General features: G+C 64.0%; 15 protein-coding genes. 8 read left to right on the top strand and 7 right to left on the bottom strand.

The genetic code is table 11. The annotated features are described in order from the left end of the window. Positions 1 to 19 precede the first annotated feature (19 nt). Together ABR948_RS00455 and recF are read left to right on the top strand one after the other, a co-directional pair. On the top strand, positions 20 to 307 hold the full coding sequence (locus ABR948_RS00455) for a GIY-YIG nuclease family protein (RefSeq protein WP_428113148.1): 288 nt from the start codon (positions 20 to 22) through the stop codon (positions 305 to 307). 46 nt (positions 308 to 353) lie between these two features. Further along, positions 354 to 1493 (top strand): DNA replication/repair protein RecF, encoded by a 1140-nt coding sequence (gene recF / locus ABR948_RS00450; RefSeq protein WP_428113134.1) that lies wholly within the window; start codon positions 354 to 356, stop codon positions 1491 to 1493. A gap of 32 nt (positions 1494 to 1525) precedes the next feature. On the opposite strand, the gene ABR948_RS00445 is transcribed toward recF, so the two are convergent. Beyond that, positions 1526 to 3415, bottom strand: coding sequence for an acyltransferase family protein (locus ABR948_RS00445; protein WP_428113132.1), 1890 nt, complete (start codon positions 3413 to 3415; stop codon positions 1526 to 1528). 336 nt (positions 3416 to 3751) lie between these two features. Here ABR948_RS00445 and gyrB point away from each other — a divergent pair, with 336 nt between their 5' ends. The 4 genes from gyrB to ABR948_RS00425 all read left to right on the top strand — a co-directional run bounded on the left by gyrB (position 3752) and on the right by ABR948_RS00425 (position 9711). Beyond that, a complete protein-coding gene (gene gyrB, locus ABR948_RS00440; RefSeq protein ID WP_428113130.1) occupies positions 3752 to 6193 on the top strand; it encodes a DNA topoisomerase (ATP-hydrolyzing) subunit B in 2442 nt (813 codons plus the stop codon). A 30-nt stretch (positions 6194 to 6223) separates the two neighbouring features. After that, the gene (locus ABR948_RS00435) at positions 6224 to 6697 is read left to right on the top strand and encodes a DUF2867 domain-containing protein (RefSeq protein ID WP_428113129.1); all 474 of its coding nucleotides are present in this window, start codon (positions 6224 to 6226) and stop codon (positions 6695 to 6697) included. A gap of 130 nt (positions 6698 to 6827) precedes the next feature. Then, on the top strand, positions 6828 to 8249 hold the full coding sequence (locus ABR948_RS00430) for an MATE family efflux transporter (RefSeq protein ID WP_428113126.1): 1422 nt from the start codon (positions 6828 to 6830) through the stop codon (positions 8247 to 8249). 91 nt (positions 8250 to 8340) lie between these two features. After that, a complete protein-coding gene (locus tag ABR948_RS00425; protein ID WP_428113124.1) occupies positions 8341 to 9711 on the top strand; it encodes an MmgE/PrpD family protein in 1371 nt (456 codons plus the stop codon). An 8-nt stretch (positions 9712 to 9719) separates the two neighbouring features. Here ABR948_RS00425 and ABR948_RS00420 read toward each other — a convergent pair whose 3' ends face one another. Next, positions 9720 to 10298: a GNAT family N-acetyltransferase gene (locus ABR948_RS00420; RefSeq protein WP_428113122.1), complete on the bottom strand. Its 579-nt coding sequence runs from the start codon at positions 10296 to 10298 to the stop codon at positions 9720 to 9722. A 137-nt stretch (positions 10299 to 10435) separates the two neighbouring features. Between ABR948_RS00420 and ABR948_RS00415 the strand changes: the two genes are divergently transcribed. Beyond that, positions 10436 to 11236, top strand: coding sequence for an alpha/beta fold hydrolase (locus ABR948_RS00415; RefSeq protein ID WP_428113120.1), 801 nt, complete (start codon positions 10436 to 10438; stop codon positions 11234 to 11236). Between the two features lie 83 nt (positions 11237 to 11319). On the opposite strand, the gene ABR948_RS00410 is transcribed toward ABR948_RS00415, so the two are convergent. Next, positions 11320 to 12165, bottom strand: coding sequence for an NAD(P)H-dependent oxidoreductase (locus ABR948_RS00410; protein ID WP_428113117.1), 846 nt, complete (start codon positions 12163 to 12165; stop codon positions 11320 to 11322). Positions 12166 to 12250: 85 nt separating this feature from the next. On the opposite strand from ABR948_RS00410, the gene ABR948_RS00405 reads away from it, so the two are divergent. Beyond that, positions 12251 to 13189: a LysR family transcriptional regulator gene (locus tag ABR948_RS00405; protein WP_428113116.1), complete on the top strand. Its 939-nt coding sequence runs from the start codon at positions 12251 to 12253 to the stop codon at positions 13187 to 13189. Here ABR948_RS00405 and ABR948_RS00400 read toward each other — a convergent pair. The 4 genes from ABR948_RS00400 to ABR948_RS00385 form a co-directional block, all read right to left on the bottom strand. Beyond that, complete coding sequence (locus ABR948_RS00400; RefSeq protein ID WP_428113114.1) at positions 13186 to 14793, bottom strand: Na+/H+ antiporter; 1608 nt, start codon at positions 14791 to 14793, stop codon at positions 13186 to 13188. The genes ABR948_RS00405 and ABR948_RS00400 overlap by 4 nt on opposite strands. Positions 14794 to 14856: 63 nt before the next feature. Further along, positions 14857 to 15231, bottom strand: a complete 375-nt coding sequence (locus ABR948_RS00395) for a nuclear transport factor 2 family protein (protein ID WP_428113113.1) — start codon at positions 15229 to 15231, stop codon at positions 14857 to 14859. 16 nt (positions 15232 to 15247) lie between these two features. Then, positions 15248 to 15934: a DUF1345 domain-containing protein gene (locus ABR948_RS00390; RefSeq protein WP_428113111.1), complete on the bottom strand. Its 687-nt coding sequence runs from the start codon at positions 15932 to 15934 to the stop codon at positions 15248 to 15250. 8 nt (positions 15935 to 15942) lie between these two features. Continuing rightward, entirely contained in the window at positions 15943 to 16869 is a 927-nt protein-coding gene (locus tag ABR948_RS00385) for a polyprenyl synthetase family protein (protein WP_428113110.1), read from the bottom strand. Positions 16870 to 16886: the final 17 nt, after the last annotated feature.

Raw genomic sequence — 16886 nt, 5'->3', positions numbered from 1 at the left:
ATCCATCAATCTTCGAAAAATGGCCTATTGGGTATATATTCTCGCAAGTAAGCCCGGTGGAACGCTGTATATCGGCGTAACGAATAATCTGGTGCGGCGGATTTACGAGCACCGTGAGGGCTTGGCAGAGGGATTCACCAAGCGGTACGGTGTCAAAACATTAGTTTACTTTGAGTCACTCGAGATAATCGCCGCAGCGCTACAACGGGAAAAGAACATCAAGCATTGGTCGCGCGAGTGGAAAATCGACCTGATCGTTGCGAGCAACCCCGATTGGCGAGATTTGTTCGAAGATATTGTCCGCTAACGCGGACGATGGATTGCCGGGTCAAGCCCGGCAATGACGTTAAGTCATGACCGCCTCCCGCATTCACCGCCTCACGCTCACGCACTTCCGCAACTATCGTGCGGCGAGCCTTGAGACGTCCGGTGACGTGGTCGTGCTGGTGGGTCCCAACGGCGCGGGAAAGACCAATTGCATCGAGGCGATCTCGTTTCTGTCGCCCGGACGCGGCTTGCGCCGCGCGACGCTCGATGATGTCGCCGACAATCAGGGCGACGGCTCATGGGCGGTGTCCGCCGAAGTCGAAGGCGCGCTTGGATTGGCCACGCTCGGCACCGGCATCGATGCGCCGGGCGCCGAGGCGTCCGCCGCCGGCCGGCGCTGCCGCATTGACCGCGAGCCGGTGACATCGGCCGCGGCGTTCGGCGATCATCTGCGCATGGTGTGGCTGACGCCATCGATGGACAGCCTGTTCCTGGGCGCGGCGTCGGAGCGGCGGCGGTTTTTCGATCGCCTGGTGCTGGCGATCGACAGCGAGCATTCGGCGCGGGTGTCGGCGCTCGACCGCTCCTTGCGTTCGCGCAACCGGTTGCTGGAGGTGCGCAACTACGACGACCATTGGTGCGACGCAATTGAGCGCGAAACCGCGGAACTCGCGGTCGCGGTGGCGGCGATGCGCGGCCAGACCGTGGCGAAACTCGCAGCCATGCTGCGTGCGCGCGGCGAAACGTCGCCGTTTCCCTCGGCGCAGATCATGCTCGACGGCTGGATGGAAAACGCGCTGCTGTCGGAGCCGGCCACGGCGGTGGAGGATCGTTACCGGGAGATCCTGCGCGGCAACCGCGCGCGCGATGCCGTCGCCGGCCGCACGCTCGATGGTCCGCACCTCACCGATCTGCAGGTGATCTACGCACCGAAAAACATGCCGGCCCGCGACGCCTCTACCGGTGAGCAGAAGGCGCTGCTGATCGGCCTCGTGCTGGCACACGCCAGTCTGGTCGCGGAGATGACCGGCATTACGCCGCTATTGCTGCTCGATGAGGTGGTGGCCCATCTCGACCCTTCCAGGCGCCTGGCGCTGTTCGGCGAACTCGCAAAACTTGGCGCGCAGGTCTGGATGACCGGCGCTGACCCCGCGGCGTTCGCCGGCATCGGCGCATCGGGCGAGATTTTCGGCGTCGATTCCGGCCAGATCGCCCGCCGCAGCTGACGCATATACGCGCCAACTCCGGGGCGCAGATATCACCGCGACGGGTTCGGCGATGAGGATGTTCGTCCCCGAAGCACCTGGTCGATGATGGATTGCATCAGGAACACCGATGCTTTTTCGGTCAGGTGCACCTGATCGCTCGCCGAGATGTCTTTCGCCGTATCGCCGATCCGCGCCAGACAGCCGTCCGCGTTGCATAGCGTATCCCACACCGAAATGAACTCTGCGCCGAGCGGCACCAGTTTCTCACGCAGGCGCGCGCCGGACGAATCGGCTTCGGCGCGATCGGAGCGTTCCGGAATCAGGCGGTGATGCAGCATGAAATAGCGCAGCACCTCGTTCGGCAATCCGCGCTTCCACCACGGCACCGAGCCCAGCACAATGATGCGGGCGCCGGTCTGTTGCTTCAGCGCCTTGACGGTCTCGGCCACGCCGTCGAGTGATCCGCCCCAGGTGCCGTGCAGCAGCACGATATCGGGCTTGATCTTAAGGGCCAGCACCAGGACCTTGTCATTGATGGCGCGGCAGTTGGGCACACCGGCGATGTCGGTGTTGAGCGCCGGGATGCAGGAGCTGGAGGTAAATTGCGCGATGCCGAAATCGCGGGTTTCCTGGGCCTTGCGCAGGCCGGGCAACAACGCGCCGGCCGTCGAATCCCCCCACAACAAAATCAGCGGACGGCGGTCACGATCGACGCAGCTGTCGGCGAACGACATTTCACGGCTGAGATCGAGCAGGCATTCATGGAGCCGCCATTTTGAAGAATCGGTTCGCACGTCCGTCATCTCGCGAATTTGCGCCGGCAACCGGAAATCGAACCCGCGTCCCGCAACGATCACGCCGCCGGCCAGCGCGACCAGCCCCATGCCCGCACACAGGCCGGCGATCCCACGCCGGTTTGGACGGCCAAATCGAAACGGCACTTCGACCAGCCGATAGGTCAGCGCCGCCAGCGCAAAGCTCAGTGCGACGATGAGCGCGCGCTCCAGCAGCGTCAGCGGGGCGAATTTGATGATTCCGAAAAATACCAATAGCGGCCAATGCCAGAGATAGAGCGGATAGCTGATCAGTCCGATCCTGACCATGGCCGGGCTGGACAGCAGATGCCGGCAGCCCCAGGCCGCGGGCGCCGACAGCAGCAACGCGGCGCCGGCGACGGGCAATAGTCCCCACCAGCCCGGAAAAGCGCTTTTGGAATCAAGAACACCGGCGGCGATCGCGATCAGCACCAATCCGGCGGCGGCGCGCAAATTGCTGGCGGCGCTGGTGTGACGGAGCTGGTTCCAGCCGCAGGCCAATACGCCACCGGCCAGCAATTCCCACGCCCGGGTGAATGGCAGATAGAAGGTCGCCACGGGATCCGAGCCGATCAGCGCCACGTTGAGCGCGAAGGATGCGAGGCCGAGCACCGATGCCACCGCCAGAAGGCTCAGGCGCAAGCGGGCGGCCAGCATCAGGATCAGCGGCCAGCACAGATAGAACTGCTCCTCGATGCCCAGTGACCACAGATGCAGCAGTGGCTTCCTGCCGGATTCGATGTCGAAATAGCCCGACTGCAGCCATAGCGCGATGTTCGAGACGAAGGCGGCACTGGCAAAGACGTCGGCGCTGAGCTGCGCGTAGGCCAATGGCAGCATCCACAGCCAGCCCAGCACCAGCGTCGCGCCAAGCACCACGATCAGGGCCGGGAAAATCCGCCTGATCCGCCTGGCGTAGAAGGCAAGCAGGCCAAACTGCTGCTGATCGAGCTCGCGCGCGATGATGCCGGTTATCAGAAAACCGGAGATCACGAAAAAAATATCGACGCCGATAAAGCCGCCCGGCATGGCTTCCGGAAAGGCGTGAAAACACACCACCAGCGTCACCGCGATCGCGCGCAGGCCATCAATATCCGGCCGATATCGGTCTGAAGGCTGGGACAAGTCAGGCCAATCCAAAGCTCGCGCCAACGACGCAGCGCGTCGGCGCAAGTCCTCTGGACCCCGCGACGCAGGTGTCCCTCTCTAGCAGGTCTCCGGCGCTCTGCCATGGCGGCCAAAACCGACGCTTCGGAGACCCAAAATGGTCATGCGAATCGCGCTTTTGCGAAGCCGCCGAATCGGCGTCCGCGCGCCTTGAAAAACCATTGAAAAACCCCATTTATTCAATAGTTTATTGACACAGACTTTGCGCTAGGCGCATCGCGCCTTTCATGGCACAAATAAGTGAATCAGCGCCTGTTTTGCGCCGCTGATTCGGGACATCCTCGAAGGCCTCACATGACAGAACCTGCCCGGCAACCGATCGCCGACACTGAGCATTCCATTCCTATCGAATATGGTGCGGAATCGATCCGGGTTTTGAAGGGCCTCGATGCCGTGCGCAAGCGGCCGGGCATGTATATCGGCGACACCGATGACGGCTCCGGCCTGCATCACATGGTCTACGAAGTCGTCGACAACGCCATCGATGAAGCGCTCGCCGGCCATGCCACCGCGGTGGAAGTCGTGCTCAACGCCGACGGCTCCGTCACCGTGCGCGATGACGGCCGCGGCATTCCCGTCGATATTCACAAGGGCGAGGGCATTTCCGCCGCCGAGGTCATCATGACCCAGCTGCATGCCGGCGGAAAATTCGACCAGAACTCCTACAAGGTGTCCGGCGGGCTGCACGGCGTCGGCGTCTCCGTCGTCAACGCACTGTCGAGCAAATTGCAATTGCGGGTCTGGCGCGACGGCAAGGAGCATTTCATCGAATTCGCCCATGGCGACGCGGTGGCGCCGCTCACGGTGGTCGGCGAGGCCAATGGCAAGCGCGGTACCGAGGTGACGTTCCTCGCCTCTTCCGAGACCTTCACCAATGTCGAATATGATTTCGCCACGCTGGAACATCGGCTGCGCGAACTCGCATTCCTGAATTCCGGCGTCAATATCGTGCTGTCCGACATGCGCCACGCGGTCGAGAAGCGCGAGGCGATGCGCTACGACGGCGGCGTCGAGGAGTTCGTGAAATATCTCGACCGCAACAAGAAGCCGATGGTGCCGGCGCCGATCATGATCAATGCCGACATGAACGGCATCGGCGTCGAGGCGGCGCTGTGGTGGAACGACAGCTACCATGAGAATGTGCTGTGCTTCACCAACAACATTCCGCAGCGCGACGGCGGCACGCATCTCGCGGGCTTTCGCGGCGCCCTGACGCGCCAGGTCAACGGCTACGCCGACGCCATCGCCAAGCGCGAAAAGATCGCGCTGACCGGCGACGATTGCCGTGAGGGCCTGACCGCGGTGCTCTCGGTCAAGGTGCCGGATCCGAAGTTTTCCTCGCAGACCAAGGACAAGCTGGTGTCCTCGGAAGTGCGCCCGGTGGTCGAGAACGTCCTGAACGAGGCGCTGGCGGCGTGGTTCGAGGAACATCCTGCCGAGGCCAAGGTCATCGTCGGCAAGGTGGTGGAAGCCGCCGCCGCCCGCGAGGCCGCGCGCAAGGCGCGCGAGCTGACGCGGCGCAAGGGTGCGCTCGATTACGCCTCGCTTCCCGGCAAGCTCGCCGACTGCCAGGAAAAAGACCCTGCCAAGTCCGAACTGTTCATCGTCGAGGGCGACTCGGCCGGTGGCAGTGCCAAGCAGGGCCGCAATCGCGAGTTCCAGGCGGTGCTGCCGCTGCGCGGCAAGATCCTCAATGTCGAGCGTGCGCGCTTCGACAAGATGCTGAGCTCCGAGCAGATCGGCACGCTGATCACGGCATTGGGCACCGGCATTGGCCGCGACGATTTCGATCTGTCGAAGCTGCGCTATCACAAGATCATTCTGATGACCGACGCCGATGTCGACGGCGCGCATATCCGCACCCTGCTGCTGACGTTCTTCTTTCGCCAGATGCCATCGCTGATCGATGGCGGATTTCTGTATATCGCGCAGCCGCCGCTCTACAAGGTGAACCGCGGCAAGTCCGAGCAATACCTCAAGGATGAGCGCGCGCTGGAAGACTATCTGATCGAAACCGGCCTCGACGATTGCGTCTTCAAGCTGGCTTCCGGCGAAGATCGCAGCGGCCGCGATCTGCAGGCACTGGTGGAGGACGCCCGGATTATCCGCGGCACGCTGCACAATCTGCACAGCCGCTATAACCGCAAGGTGGTCGAGCAGGCGGCGATCGCCGGCGTGCTGAGTCCGAAGATCACCGGCGATGTAGCGACCGCCAACGCCGCGGCGGACTATATCGCGCGGCGGCTCGACGCGCTGGCCGATGAAGTCGAGCGCGGCTGGACCGGGCGCTTTACCGAAGGCGAGGGATTCTCCTTCGAGCGCACCGTGCGCGGCGTCAAGGATGTCGCCATCATCGATGACGCGCTGCTCGGCTCCGCGGACGCGCGCAAGCTCGACGATTACGCGGCGTCGCTGCAGGAAGCCTATCCGAAGCCGGGTCTGCTGCGCCGCAAAGACGCGGAAACGCCGATCCACGGCCCCGTCAGCCTGTTCGAGGCGGTGACCGACGCCGGGCGTGAGGGCGTCAAGCTGCAGCGCTACAAAGGCCTCGGCGAGATGAACCCGGGCCAGCTCTGGGAAACCACGCTCGATACCAATGAGCGTTCGTTGCTGCAGGTCAAGGTCAAGGAAGTCGACGAGGCCGACGACATCTTCACCAAGCTGATGGGTGACGTGGTCGAGCCGCGCCGTGAATTCATCCAGGATAATTCGCTCAGCGCCAATGTGGATGTGTGAGCCAGATCAGGACGGCTGGGTTCAGCATTCATGAAGGTCGATGCCGTCGATCCCGAAATTGACACCGGAGCGCTGCTGGCCGGGGCGCAGTTCAGCGATGCCTACAGCGTCGTGGTTGATGAAGCCGGGCTCGACGCGCGGCACGCGGCCGAGAAAATGCTGGGGCACTCGCCGCGATGGATCGAGCGGCTGCTCGCTTTGCGTAATGTCCTGGTGGCGCCCTTTGGTTTGAAGAAGCCGGTTCCAACCCGCACCAGTGCCGCCGATACGATCGGGATATTTCCGGTGGTGAGCGAAACCCCGGATCGACTTGTCGCGGGGCTCAACGACAAGCACCTGGATTTTCGTGTCGTGGTGGATGTCGCATCCTCCGGCCATGGCCAGCGCGTCACCGCGACCACGCTGGTGCTGACGCACAATCTGCTGGGCCGGGTTTATCTCGCGATCATCCTGCCGTTTCACCGGCTTGTCGTCCGCGCCTTGCTGCGGCAAGTGGCGGCCTGAGCCGGGCACGTCCGCCCTGCGATGCCTCGCCGGCGGCGCTGATTCCAATATTCTCTCGGTCGCAGAAAATAGGGGCCTCGCTTCTGCCTCACTGGCATCCTCCTGTCATGCCAGATGCTAGTATTGCCCCATGACATCCCTGGATAAAATCGAGCGCGGACCCATCGTCGCGCCTGTCATCGCGGTCACCTCAGGCCATGAGCTCGCGGTCGAATTGACCGAGACGCTGAGGCTGGCGGTGCCGATCGCCCTGACCCAGCTCGGGCAGATTGCGATGATGACGACCGATCTGGTGCTGATCGGACGGCTCGGGGACGAAGCCGTCGCCTCGGCGGCGCTGGCGCACACCGTCTTCTTTATCAGTTTCACCTTCGGCATGGGTTTGGTGTCGGCGGTGGCTCCGCTGGCCGCGCAGGCGTTCGGGGCCCGAAATCCCCGGTCGGTGCGGCGCGCGCTTCGCGTCGGGCTGTGGGCGGCGCTGGCGACGTCGCTGCCGATGATGGTGCTGCCGCTGTTCGGCGAGCGGATCCTGCTGGCGCTGGGCCAGGCACCCGCGATCGCCGATCTCGCGCAACGATATCTGTTCGGCCTCGCCTGGGGGATCACGCCGGCGCTGTGGTTCATGGCGATCCGCGGTTTCATGGGCGCGGTCAACCGGCCGCAGCCGGGGCTGTGGATCACGCTCGCCGCGATCCCGGCCAATGCGGTGCTGGTCTATCTCTTGATCCATGGCCAATGGGGATTGCCGCGGCTTGGGCTGTTCGGCGCCGGTCTCGCCACCACCACCATCAATTCCGCGATGTTCCTGGCGGGCCTGTGGTTTGTCATGGGCCGTCGGCCATTCCGGAAATATCAGGTGCTGGGCCGGATCTGGCGCATCGACTGGGCGCTGATGCGGCAACTGATCCTGATCGGCGCGCCGATGTCGCTCTCGTTCCTGCTCGAATATGGATTGTTCGCCGCCGCCGCGCTCTTGATGGGCCTGATCAGCACCACCGCGCTGGCGGCGCATCAGATCGCGCTGCAGATCGCGGCCATTCTGTTCATGGTGCCGTTCGGCGTCGGGATGGCGGCGACGGTAAGAGTCGGTCACGCCGTCGGACGCGGCGACGCGCCGGCGGTCAAGCGCGCGGGATTGGTCGCGACCAGCCTCTGCATCATCTTCATGTCCGCCATGACCATCGTTGTGATCCTCGGGCGATTCGCGATCGCACGGTTCTTCTTCGGCGACGCCGTGGAGAGTGCCGGCGGCGTCATCGAACTCACCGCGACGCTTCTCATGGTCGGCGCGACGTTCTTTGTCGCCGATGGCATCCAGGCCGTCGTGGCAGGCGCCCTGCGCGGCATGCACGACACGCGGATTCCGCTCTTGTTTGCCGTGATCGGTTACTGGCTGATCGGATTCCCCGCCGCCTATGGGTTGGCGTTCCGGCTGGAACTCGGCGCGGTCGGCGTCTGGATCGGGCTGTCCTGCGGCACCGCGGTTTATGCCGCTCTTCTCATCCTGCGGTTCCGGCGGCTTGCGGGGCACCTTGAATTGGCAAGGGGCTGACCCGCCGCAGCCGATGTTGACGGCGCGCCGCCGCAGCCGTACCAAAACCAACGTGTCCGAACGAACGTGCAGAAAATACCGGGGCAACGCCATGGCAGAAGAAACCGCAACCCTCGCCGCCTATGTCGCCGATCTCAGGTTCGACGACATTCCACCTGAGGTCCGCGAGCGCGCCAAGGTACTGACGCTGGATTTTCTCGGCAGCGCCATTCGCGCCCGGCGTGACGCGGAATCCACGCCCTCGCTGCTCAAGATGCTCGAAGCGCTCGCGCTTGATGGCCGCGGCGAATCCACCGTGTTCGGCGATGCCAAGACCTGGACGCCCGCGGTCGCGGCATTGCTCAATGGCGCGCTCGGTCATTCCTTGGATTTCGACGACACCCATGCGGATTCCTCGCTGCATCCGAGCGCGCCTGTCGTGCCGGCCGCATTCGCCGTCGGCGAGCTGGTCGGCGCTTCGGGCCGCGATGTGCTGACCGCGATCGTTGCCGGTTATGAAGTGTGCTGCCGGCTCGGCAATGCGCTCGATCCCACCTCGCATTACGCCCGCGGCTTTCATCCCACCGCCACCGCTGGCACCTATGGTGCCGCGGCGGCCGCGGCAAAACTGTTCGGCCTGTCGAAACAACAGATCATTGCGGCGTTCGGCGTCTCCGGCAGCCAGGCCGCCGGCTCGCTGCAGTTTCTGGTCAACGGCGCCTGGAACAAGCGCTACCAGGTCGGCGCCGCCGCGATGAACGGCGTGATCGCCGCGACACTGGCGCGCAATGATTTTGTCGGCGCGAGTGAATCGGTCGAGGGCAAGCATGGCCTGCTGGTCGGCTACAGCGACAATGCGCATCCGGACAAGGCCACAGCCGGGCTCGGCAAAATCTACGAGACCATGAAGATCGGCGTAAAACCCTATCCGAGCTGCCGCTATACCCACGCCGCGCTCGATGCGCTGATCGCGATGCGCCGGGAGCACAATCTGACGCCGGACCAGATCAGGCGCGTTGAGATCGGCCTGCACCGCAACGGCATCACGCTCACCGGCGATGCCGCCACCAAGCGGCATCCGACCTCCATCGTCGGCGGACAGTTCTCGATGTTCTTCACCGGCGCGGTCGCGCTCGATCAGGGCCGTTTCGGCTGGGACGATTACGAGCGGCTTGGCGACGTCGCGGTCGACGCGCTGGCCGACAAGTTCGACGTCGTGCAGGACGATCGTCTCGAGGTCGGCCGCAGCCATCCGTTCGGCGCGCGGGTCAGCATCACCACCGACGAGGGCGTGCACGAGCGGCTCTATGCCGACCCGTCCGGCGAGCCGGCGTCGTTTCCCGACGCACAGGCGATGGCGCAGAAGTTCCTGACGCTGGCCCGCCCGGTACTCAACGGCCGCGCCGACCAGCTTGCGGATGCGATCCTCTCCCTGGAGCGGTACGATCGGGTCGCGACCGCGACCCATCTGGGACGGCAGTAGCGCGTGACTTATGGGTTGGGTCGCGCCGCCCAGGCCTCGCGGCGTGTCAGCCAGATATCCGCGACATGGCCGAACAGATCGATCTCACGTTCAATGACGGCCCCGAGCCGTCGGGCCACGCTTTGTGACGCGATATTTTCGCGATCGATGCAGTGAATGATCTGATCGATCTCGAAAGTCGCGAAGGCCCAATCGATCGATGCCCGCGCCGCCTCCAGCGCGTAGCCCCTGCCACGAAAGCCGCTGGCGATGCCCCAGCCGATTTCAAAACCCGGCCAGCCGGACGGCCGCCATGGTCCGACGCGCCCGACGAAGCGTCCGGTCTGCTTCTCCTCGACCACAAACATGCCGAAGCCGTGCAGCGCCCAATGCCCGGCCATGATGGCCGCGTTGCGCCAGCCGACGAACGCGTCGGTGACGGGCGTGCCGTCCGAGGTAATGAATCGCGCCGCGGCGGGATCGGCGAGCATCGCCGTATTCGGCTCGATGTCGGCCTCCCGCCATCGCCGCAAGATCAGACGCTCGGTCTCGACGATGGGGCCGTTGGTCTCGGGAAGTATGACGCCGGGTCTGTGGGGCGCAATCATCGGCTTTCCATCCTCGATACGGCTTGTCATTTCGGCCGATTTTTGATACCCTAATCCCTTAATGCATATCCGGCCATCGCAAACGCGCCGGACCAGCCAATCAAGAATCATCAAGAATCATAAAGGGAGCGATCATCATGGAACGTCGGGAAGTTCTCAAGACAATGGCGATTGCAGGATTGGCGGCCGGTGCGGGTGGTGCCGCGGCAACGGCGCAGACCACAGCCCAGACCTTTGTGCTGGTTCACGGCGCATGGCATGGCGGCTGGTGCTGGAGCCGGGTCGCGGACCGGCTGCGCGCCGCCGGGCATCAGGTGTTCACGCCGACCCAGACCGGGCTTGGCGAGCGCAAGCACCTGCTGTCGAAAGACATCACGCTGGATATTTTCACCAGGGACATCGTCAACGTCATCGAGGCCGAGGAACTGACCAATATCGTTCTGGTCGGGCATTCCTTCGGCGGCATGGCGATCAGCGGCGTCGCCGATGCGATGCCCGAGCGGATTCGTCATCTGGTCTATCTGGATTCGCTGATGGTGGAGGGCGGCAAGAGCCCGTTCGACAGCCTGCCGCCGGATGTCGTCGCCGCGCGCCGCAAGGCCGCCGAGGAGACCAGTGGAGGACTGAGCCTTCCGGCGCCGCCGCCATCGGCGTTCGGGGTGTCCGATGCCAAAGATACCGAATGGGTCAAGCGCCGGCTCACGCCGCATCCGCTCGGGACCTATACCAGCGCGCTCAATATCAAGGGACCGGTCGGCAACAACCTGCCGCGCACTTACATTCACTGTACCAATCCGTCTTATGCGGCGCTGCAGGCCTCGCGCAATTGGGTCAAGGCGCAACCGGGTTGGCGCTGGGCCGAAATCGCCACCGGCCACGACGCCATGGTGATGGCGCCGGACGAACTCACGCGCATGCTGATCGGGGTTTCGAGCTGACAGTGATCCGGCGCCGGTGGGATCGCCGGACGCGTCCAAGAGCCTGACAAGAGCCTGATCGGTCCTGACTGAATCAGGGCCGGTCAGGCTCTCATCTTTTGTTTTGACTCGTCCTCCTCGCTGACCTCAACCGGCAAGATCTGACTTTTTTCTTCGCTGCGATGGAGCGCGAAGCCGATCCGGTCGGCGCTCAATCCGGGCTTCAACGTCAGGGCGGGAATCAGATAATCGCCGCGGTTCTGGCTGCGATAAGCGATGGGCGCGGCCTGCATCGCATTGTCCAGCCGCTCGGCGAGTGCGCCCAGGGTTTCATTGTGCCGCGTCGCGTCCATCGCGCTGCTTTTGTAGACGACGAATGGCGGCAGCACATCGAACCCCGGATAGAACAAAGCGCCGTGCTGGATCGGAAACAACAGATCGTCGATCGGCCCGTTGATGCCGCGCTCGCTGTAATGTTCGGCCCAGCCACCGGTTGTCACCACCAGCATGGCCCGTTTGCCCTTGAACACGCCTTCGCCATAACGCTCGCCCCAGCGCTTCTCCGAATGTTCGCCGACGCCATAGGCGAAGCCGTAAGCATAGACGCGATCAAACCAGCCCTTCATGATCGCCGGCATCGAAAACCACCACAGCGGAAACTGGAAGATCACCAGATCCGCCCGACGCAGTTTTTGCTGCTCGGCCGCGACATCCGCGGTCTGGGCTCCCTCCGCGAAAGCGCGCTTCGAGTCTGCGCTGGCTCTGAAAGGCTGCGTCGCGTCGCGCTGCGGAAAATCCTCGGCGTCGAGATTGGCCTTCCAGCGCATGGCGTAGAGGTCACTCACTTCGACGACATGCCCGGCGCGGACAAACCGATCGACCATGAAATCGCGGATCGACCCGTTCAGCGATTGCGGTTCGGGGTGGGCATATACCAGCAGGACATTCACGACGGTCGCTCCCTTGTTTGACGCTACCAAGTTAGGTGCGCGCGTGGTATAGTTAAAATGAATAGATTAAATAGCAGGTATAGCCATGCGTAATATCCGCGGCATTGATATCGAACTGCTCGTGACCCTCGAAGCCCTGCTCACCGACTGCAATGTGACGCATGTGGCGCGACGGCTGCACCTGAGCCAGCCGACGGTGAGCGTGCGCCTCCGCAAGCTGCGGGACCTGTTTGCCGATCCGCTGCTGACGCCAGGCCCGCGCGGCATGCGGCCGACCACGCGCGGCCTCGAATTGCTGGCGCCGTTGCGCGAAGCCTTGAGCGGCGTCGAGCGCATGCTCAGCGCCCAGACGCCGTTCGATCCGGCCAAGACCGAACTGACCTGGCGCGTCGTCGCCTCGGACTATGCGCAACACGCGATTTTGATGCCTTTGCTCGCGCATCTGCGCCGCCACGCGCCGGGCGTGCGCGTCGCCGTATACGCCCCAGTGCCCGCCGAAATTTCGCGCATGGCCGAGCGCGGCGATATCGATGTCGCATTCACCACCGCCGACATCGCGCCGGAAAGTCTGCGCCGCACGATCCTGTTCGCCGAACGTTATCAGTTCGTCGCGCGCAAGCGCCATCCGCTGCTGGGAAAGGGCCCGGTCACGCTGGCGCAATTCTGCGCGCTCGATCATCTGGTGGTGTCCCCGGAGGGCGGCGGCTTCAAGGGGCCTACCGACGTGCTGCTGGAAGCGCGCCGTCATAAGCGCCGCGTGGTGCTGTCGGTGCCGCATTTCCTCTCGGCGCCCGAATTGGTGCGCCGGTCGGATATGGTCGCCATGTTGCCGGCGCGGCTGCTCGAAGGGCGTGGCGAGGGCCTGCAACTGCGCGACGCGCCGATCCAGCCGCCCGGTTTTGAGATGGCCATGAGTTGGCACGAGCGTGTGCACGTCGATCCCGCACATGCGTGGCTGCGCGCGCAAGTCATCGCATTGGTATCGCAAGCCGCAGTGCCTCAGCCGCGCGCCCGCGGCGGCTAAAGCGGAATCCTGCGATATTCGCGGTTGGCGAGGCTGGCTTCCTCCAGATCGAGATCGCGTTCGATCCGCCGCCGGACCTCGTCGGTGATCTTGCCGTCGCGCAGCAGGACGTGAATGAATTTGCGCTCCGCCGCAATCAATTCCCGCGTCAGGTCGGTTCCCGCCGCCGAAACATCATGTGCATCGGGATTGAGCGAATCCGGCAGCTGGTTGGCGCGGGTCTCGTGCCGCGCGCGCAGCAGTCTGACCACTTCGTCGGACAAGTCGCGGTCGTCGGTGATGGCATCGAGCGATTTAAGCGCCGCACCGAGCGCCTCGCGCCGGGCGGCGATTTCCGATTCATGCTCCGCGATGCTTTCCGCGCGGCCGGCGTCGGCAACGCCGAGCCAGCGCACCACCGGCGGCAGTCCTAGTCCCAGTCCGACCAGCGTGATGAAGATGACGCCGAAACTGACAAACAAAATCAGGTCGCGGTAGGGAAAGCTTTCGCCGTCGGGAAGCACGAACGGCAGCGCCAGTGCTGCGGCGAGCGAGACCGCGCCGCGCACGCCGGTGAACGCGATCACGAAGACCGTGCGCCATGACGGCATCGGATCGCGGGCGCGCAGGCGCCTGTTCCATAGCCGCGGCAAATAGGTGGCGGGATAGACCCAGGCGAAGCGCGCCACGATGACGATCGCGGCGACCAGCGCCGTGGCGGACAGGATGTCGGCAAGCGGAAACGCTTTCGATTGCTCGAACAGCGATCGCATCTGGAATCCGGTCAGCAAGAACAGCAGGCCCTCGATCAGATAGATGATGAGATCCCAGAAGAATATGCCCTGCAGTCTCGTCGCCGAAGAGATCAACAGCGGCCCGTTCCAGCTCATATAGAGCCCGCAGGCGACGGTCGCGATCACCCCGGAGCCGCCGAAATGCTCGGGAATCCAATAGGCGATGTAGGGCGTGATCAGCGACAGCGTGATTTCGACCTGCGGATCGCGGGCGCGATGGCGTACCCGCAGGCTGAGCCAGCCTACCGCGGCCCCGAACAGCGCCTCGCCGGCGACGATGGCGACAAAGGTACCGGCGGCTTTGGGCAGCGAAAACATCCCGGTCGAAATGGCCACCACCGCGAAGCGATAGAGGATCAGCGCGGTGGCGTCGTTGGCCAGGCCCTCGCCCTCGAGCACGACCAGGATACGCCGGGGCATGCCGAGCTTGCGGGCGATCGCCAGCGGCGCCACCACGTCCGGCGGCGCGACGATGGCGCCGAGCAGGAAGCCGACGTTCCACGGCAGCCCGATCAGGTAATGCGTCGCGGCGGCGACCGCGCAGGCCGTGAAAATCACGCAGCCGACCGACAACAGGATGATCGGCCGCAGATTATGCTTGAATTCGCGCCAGCTCATGGCGACGCTGGCCGAATAGATCAGCGGCGGCAGCACCACCAGCAGCACCAGTTCCGGCGGCAATTCCAGCGACGGCATTCCCGGCACAAAGGCGAGTACGACGCCGGTCAGCAAGAGCAGGATCGCCGGTGCCACATTGATCCGCCGTGCCAGCAGTGCGGCGCCCGCCAGCACCGCCAGCAGAATCAGAAAAATCTGGAATCTGGCTTCCACGGTCCCTCAAATCGTTCCGCCGTTTTATTCGCCCGGAGGACGGACAAGGTCAACAGCGGGGCCTTACTCGCGCAAATCGTAGCGGAAGGATTTCGAGACGATCTGCCAGCCATCGGGAAGCTTCATCGCCACCAGATAGTCGGTGAAATAGCGCGGCGGCAACTGGCAGCGCACCTTGATGAAGGCGGTGGATTGGTCGGAACGGTCGATGGTGACGATGAAATCCTCGCGAGGCTGGCCCTCGGCCTTGGCGGACGCGCGCTTCCGCACGCGACCGAGCCAGTCCGGTACCGTGAGCACCTGCAGTTCACCCTTTTCCAGCCAGCGCAGGTCGGCGGAGGGGTGAAAGATCGCGCCCAATTTGTCGGCGTCGCCTTCGTACAGCCCGTCGAAATAGTGCTGGACGACGGCTTCGACGCTGGAACGGTCGTGGCTCATGATTTTGCCTCCCGGGCTAGATCGCGCTCGCGGCGATATTGACCATCAATGCGACGAGAGCGGTGTTGAACACGAAAGAGATGATGCCATGCACGGTCGCGGTGCGGCGGATGGTCTTGTCGGTGATGCCGACGTCGGACACCTGCGCGGTCATGCCGATCACGAACGAGAAATACACAAAATCCCAGTAATCGGCGTGCTCATGCTGGTCGCCGCTGGGAAACTGCAGGCCCCCCGGTTTGGCGCCGCGGTAATAATCATGGGCATAATGTAGCGCGAAGGTCGTATGCACGGTGGCCCATGACAGCGCGATCGTTGACGTCGCCAGCGTCAGGTCCACGACGCTGCGATGCGATCCGCCGAGCTCGAACACGATTGCGGCGATACTGGCGAAGGCGCCGAGCGCAGTTATCAACAAAATCAAAAAGCGGCCGTCGTCCTGCAACACGGCGTTGCGGCGGATGTGCGCAAGCCCACAGCGAAACATCATGATGTAGACCAGCAGCAGATATAGCGCGATGAAGCTATCCCAGCCGATCAGCACGCGCGTCACCAGCCGCAGCGAGTCCGGCAGCAAAAAGAATGCGATGACGCCGATCAGAATCGAAATAAACGTGCGCGGCCGTGCATAGACGACACGGACCGGTTTGGACATCTTCCGGAAGCGGACAAGTAGATGATCGTCGACTTCCTTGCTTGCCATCGCCGCCATCAATTCTTGCGCTCGGCGACGAAGCGCGCGGCGGCGCGCAGCACGTCGCCCTTGGCGCCGAAGATTGACAACGCGTTGTCGGCGCGCGCCAAGAGGTCGCTGACGCGCTGCTTGGCGCCGGCGATCCCGAGCTGGGTGACGAACGTGGTCTTGCCCAGAGCCGCGTCCTGCCCGGTTTGCTTGCCGAGCGCCGCCGCGTCGCCCTCGACGTCGAGCAGGTCGTCGGCAATCTGGAAGGCTTCGCCGAGCGCGCGGCCGTAATCGTCCAGCGCCTGATATTGTTCCGGCGAGGACTGGCCGAGGATGGCCCCGGCAATGCAGCCGTAGCGTAACAGCGCGCCGGTTTTCATCTGCTGCAGCCGCGCGACGTCGACCGGCTCGCGGTCGCCGAACCGGCCTTCACCGGCGAGGTCGAGCATCTGGCCGCCGACCATGCCGCCCAATCCCGAGGCGCGCGCCAGCGCGCGCGTCAGCAGCAGGCGCACGGTGGGATCGCTGTGGATCTCGTCGCGGGTGATGATGTCGAAGGCGAGCGTCAACAGCCCGTCGCCGGCCAGGATCGCGGTGGCGTCGTCGGTCTTCTTGTGCAGCGTGGGACGGCCGCGGCGCAGATCGCTGTTGTCCATCGCCGGCAGATCGTCGTGGATCAGCGAATAGCAGTGGATGCATTCGAGCGCGGCCCCGGCCAATAGCGCAGCCTCGCGCGGAACACCGAAGACGGCCGAGCTTTCGACCACCAGGAACGGCCGCAGCCTTTTGCCGCCGCCGAGACTGGAATAGCGCATGGCGTCCATCAGCCGCTTCGGCCGCGCGATCTCGTCGGGCAGCAGAGCGTCGGACAGAAGCCTGGCCAGCAGCGCTTCGGTGTCCTCCGCGGTCTGGTCAAGTCGTTGCGTGAAGTCGGATAGTGCCGTGCCGGTCGTCATTAAAAACAGCTCCAGAT

Origin of the sequence: Bradyrhizobium sp., assembly GCF_050014615.1 — a bacterium.
In the GTDB taxonomy this organism is placed as follows: Bacteria; Pseudomonadota; Alphaproteobacteria; order Rhizobiales; family Xanthobacteraceae; genus Bradyrhizobium.
This window is presented reverse-complemented; position numbering and strand designations above follow the sequence as displayed.

Coding starts and splice junctions, on each gene's coding strand:
- gyrB (WP_428113130.1), top strand. CDS start 3,752: ATGACAGAACCTGCCCGGCAACCGATCGCCGACACTGAGCATTCCATT.
- ABR948_RS00420 (WP_428113122.1), bottom strand. CDS start 10,298: ATGATTGCGCCCCACAGACCCGGCGTCATACTTCCCGAGACCAACGGC.
- ABR948_RS00390 (WP_428113111.1), bottom strand. CDS start 15,934: ATGGCAAGCAAGGAAGTCGACGATCATCTACTTGTCCGCTTCCGGAAG.
- ABR948_RS00395 (WP_428113113.1), bottom strand. CDS start 15,231: ATGAGCCACGACCGTTCCAGCGTCGAAGCCGTCGTCCAGCACTATTTC.
- ABR948_RS00430 (WP_428113126.1), top strand. CDS start 6,828: ATGACATCCCTGGATAAAATCGAGCGCGGACCCATCGTCGCGCCTGTC.
- ABR948_RS00405 (WP_428113116.1), top strand. CDS start 12,251: ATGCGTAATATCCGCGGCATTGATATCGAACTGCTCGTGACCCTCGAA.
- ABR948_RS00385 (WP_428113110.1), bottom strand. CDS start 16,869: ATGACGACCGGCACGGCACTATCCGACTTCACGCAACGACTTGACCAG.
- ABR948_RS00455 (WP_428113148.1), top strand. CDS start 20: ATGGCCTATTGGGTATATATTCTCGCAAGTAAGCCCGGTGGAACGCTG.
- ABR948_RS00425 (WP_428113124.1), top strand. CDS start 8,341: ATGGCAGAAGAAACCGCAACCCTCGCCGCCTATGTCGCCGATCTCAGG.
- ABR948_RS00435 (WP_428113129.1), top strand. CDS start 6,224: ATGAAGGTCGATGCCGTCGATCCCGAAATTGACACCGGAGCGCTGCTG.
- recF (WP_428113134.1), top strand. CDS start 354: ATGACCGCCTCCCGCATTCACCGCCTCACGCTCACGCACTTCCGCAAC.
- ABR948_RS00415 (WP_428113120.1), top strand. CDS start 10,436: ATGGAACGTCGGGAAGTTCTCAAGACAATGGCGATTGCAGGATTGGCG.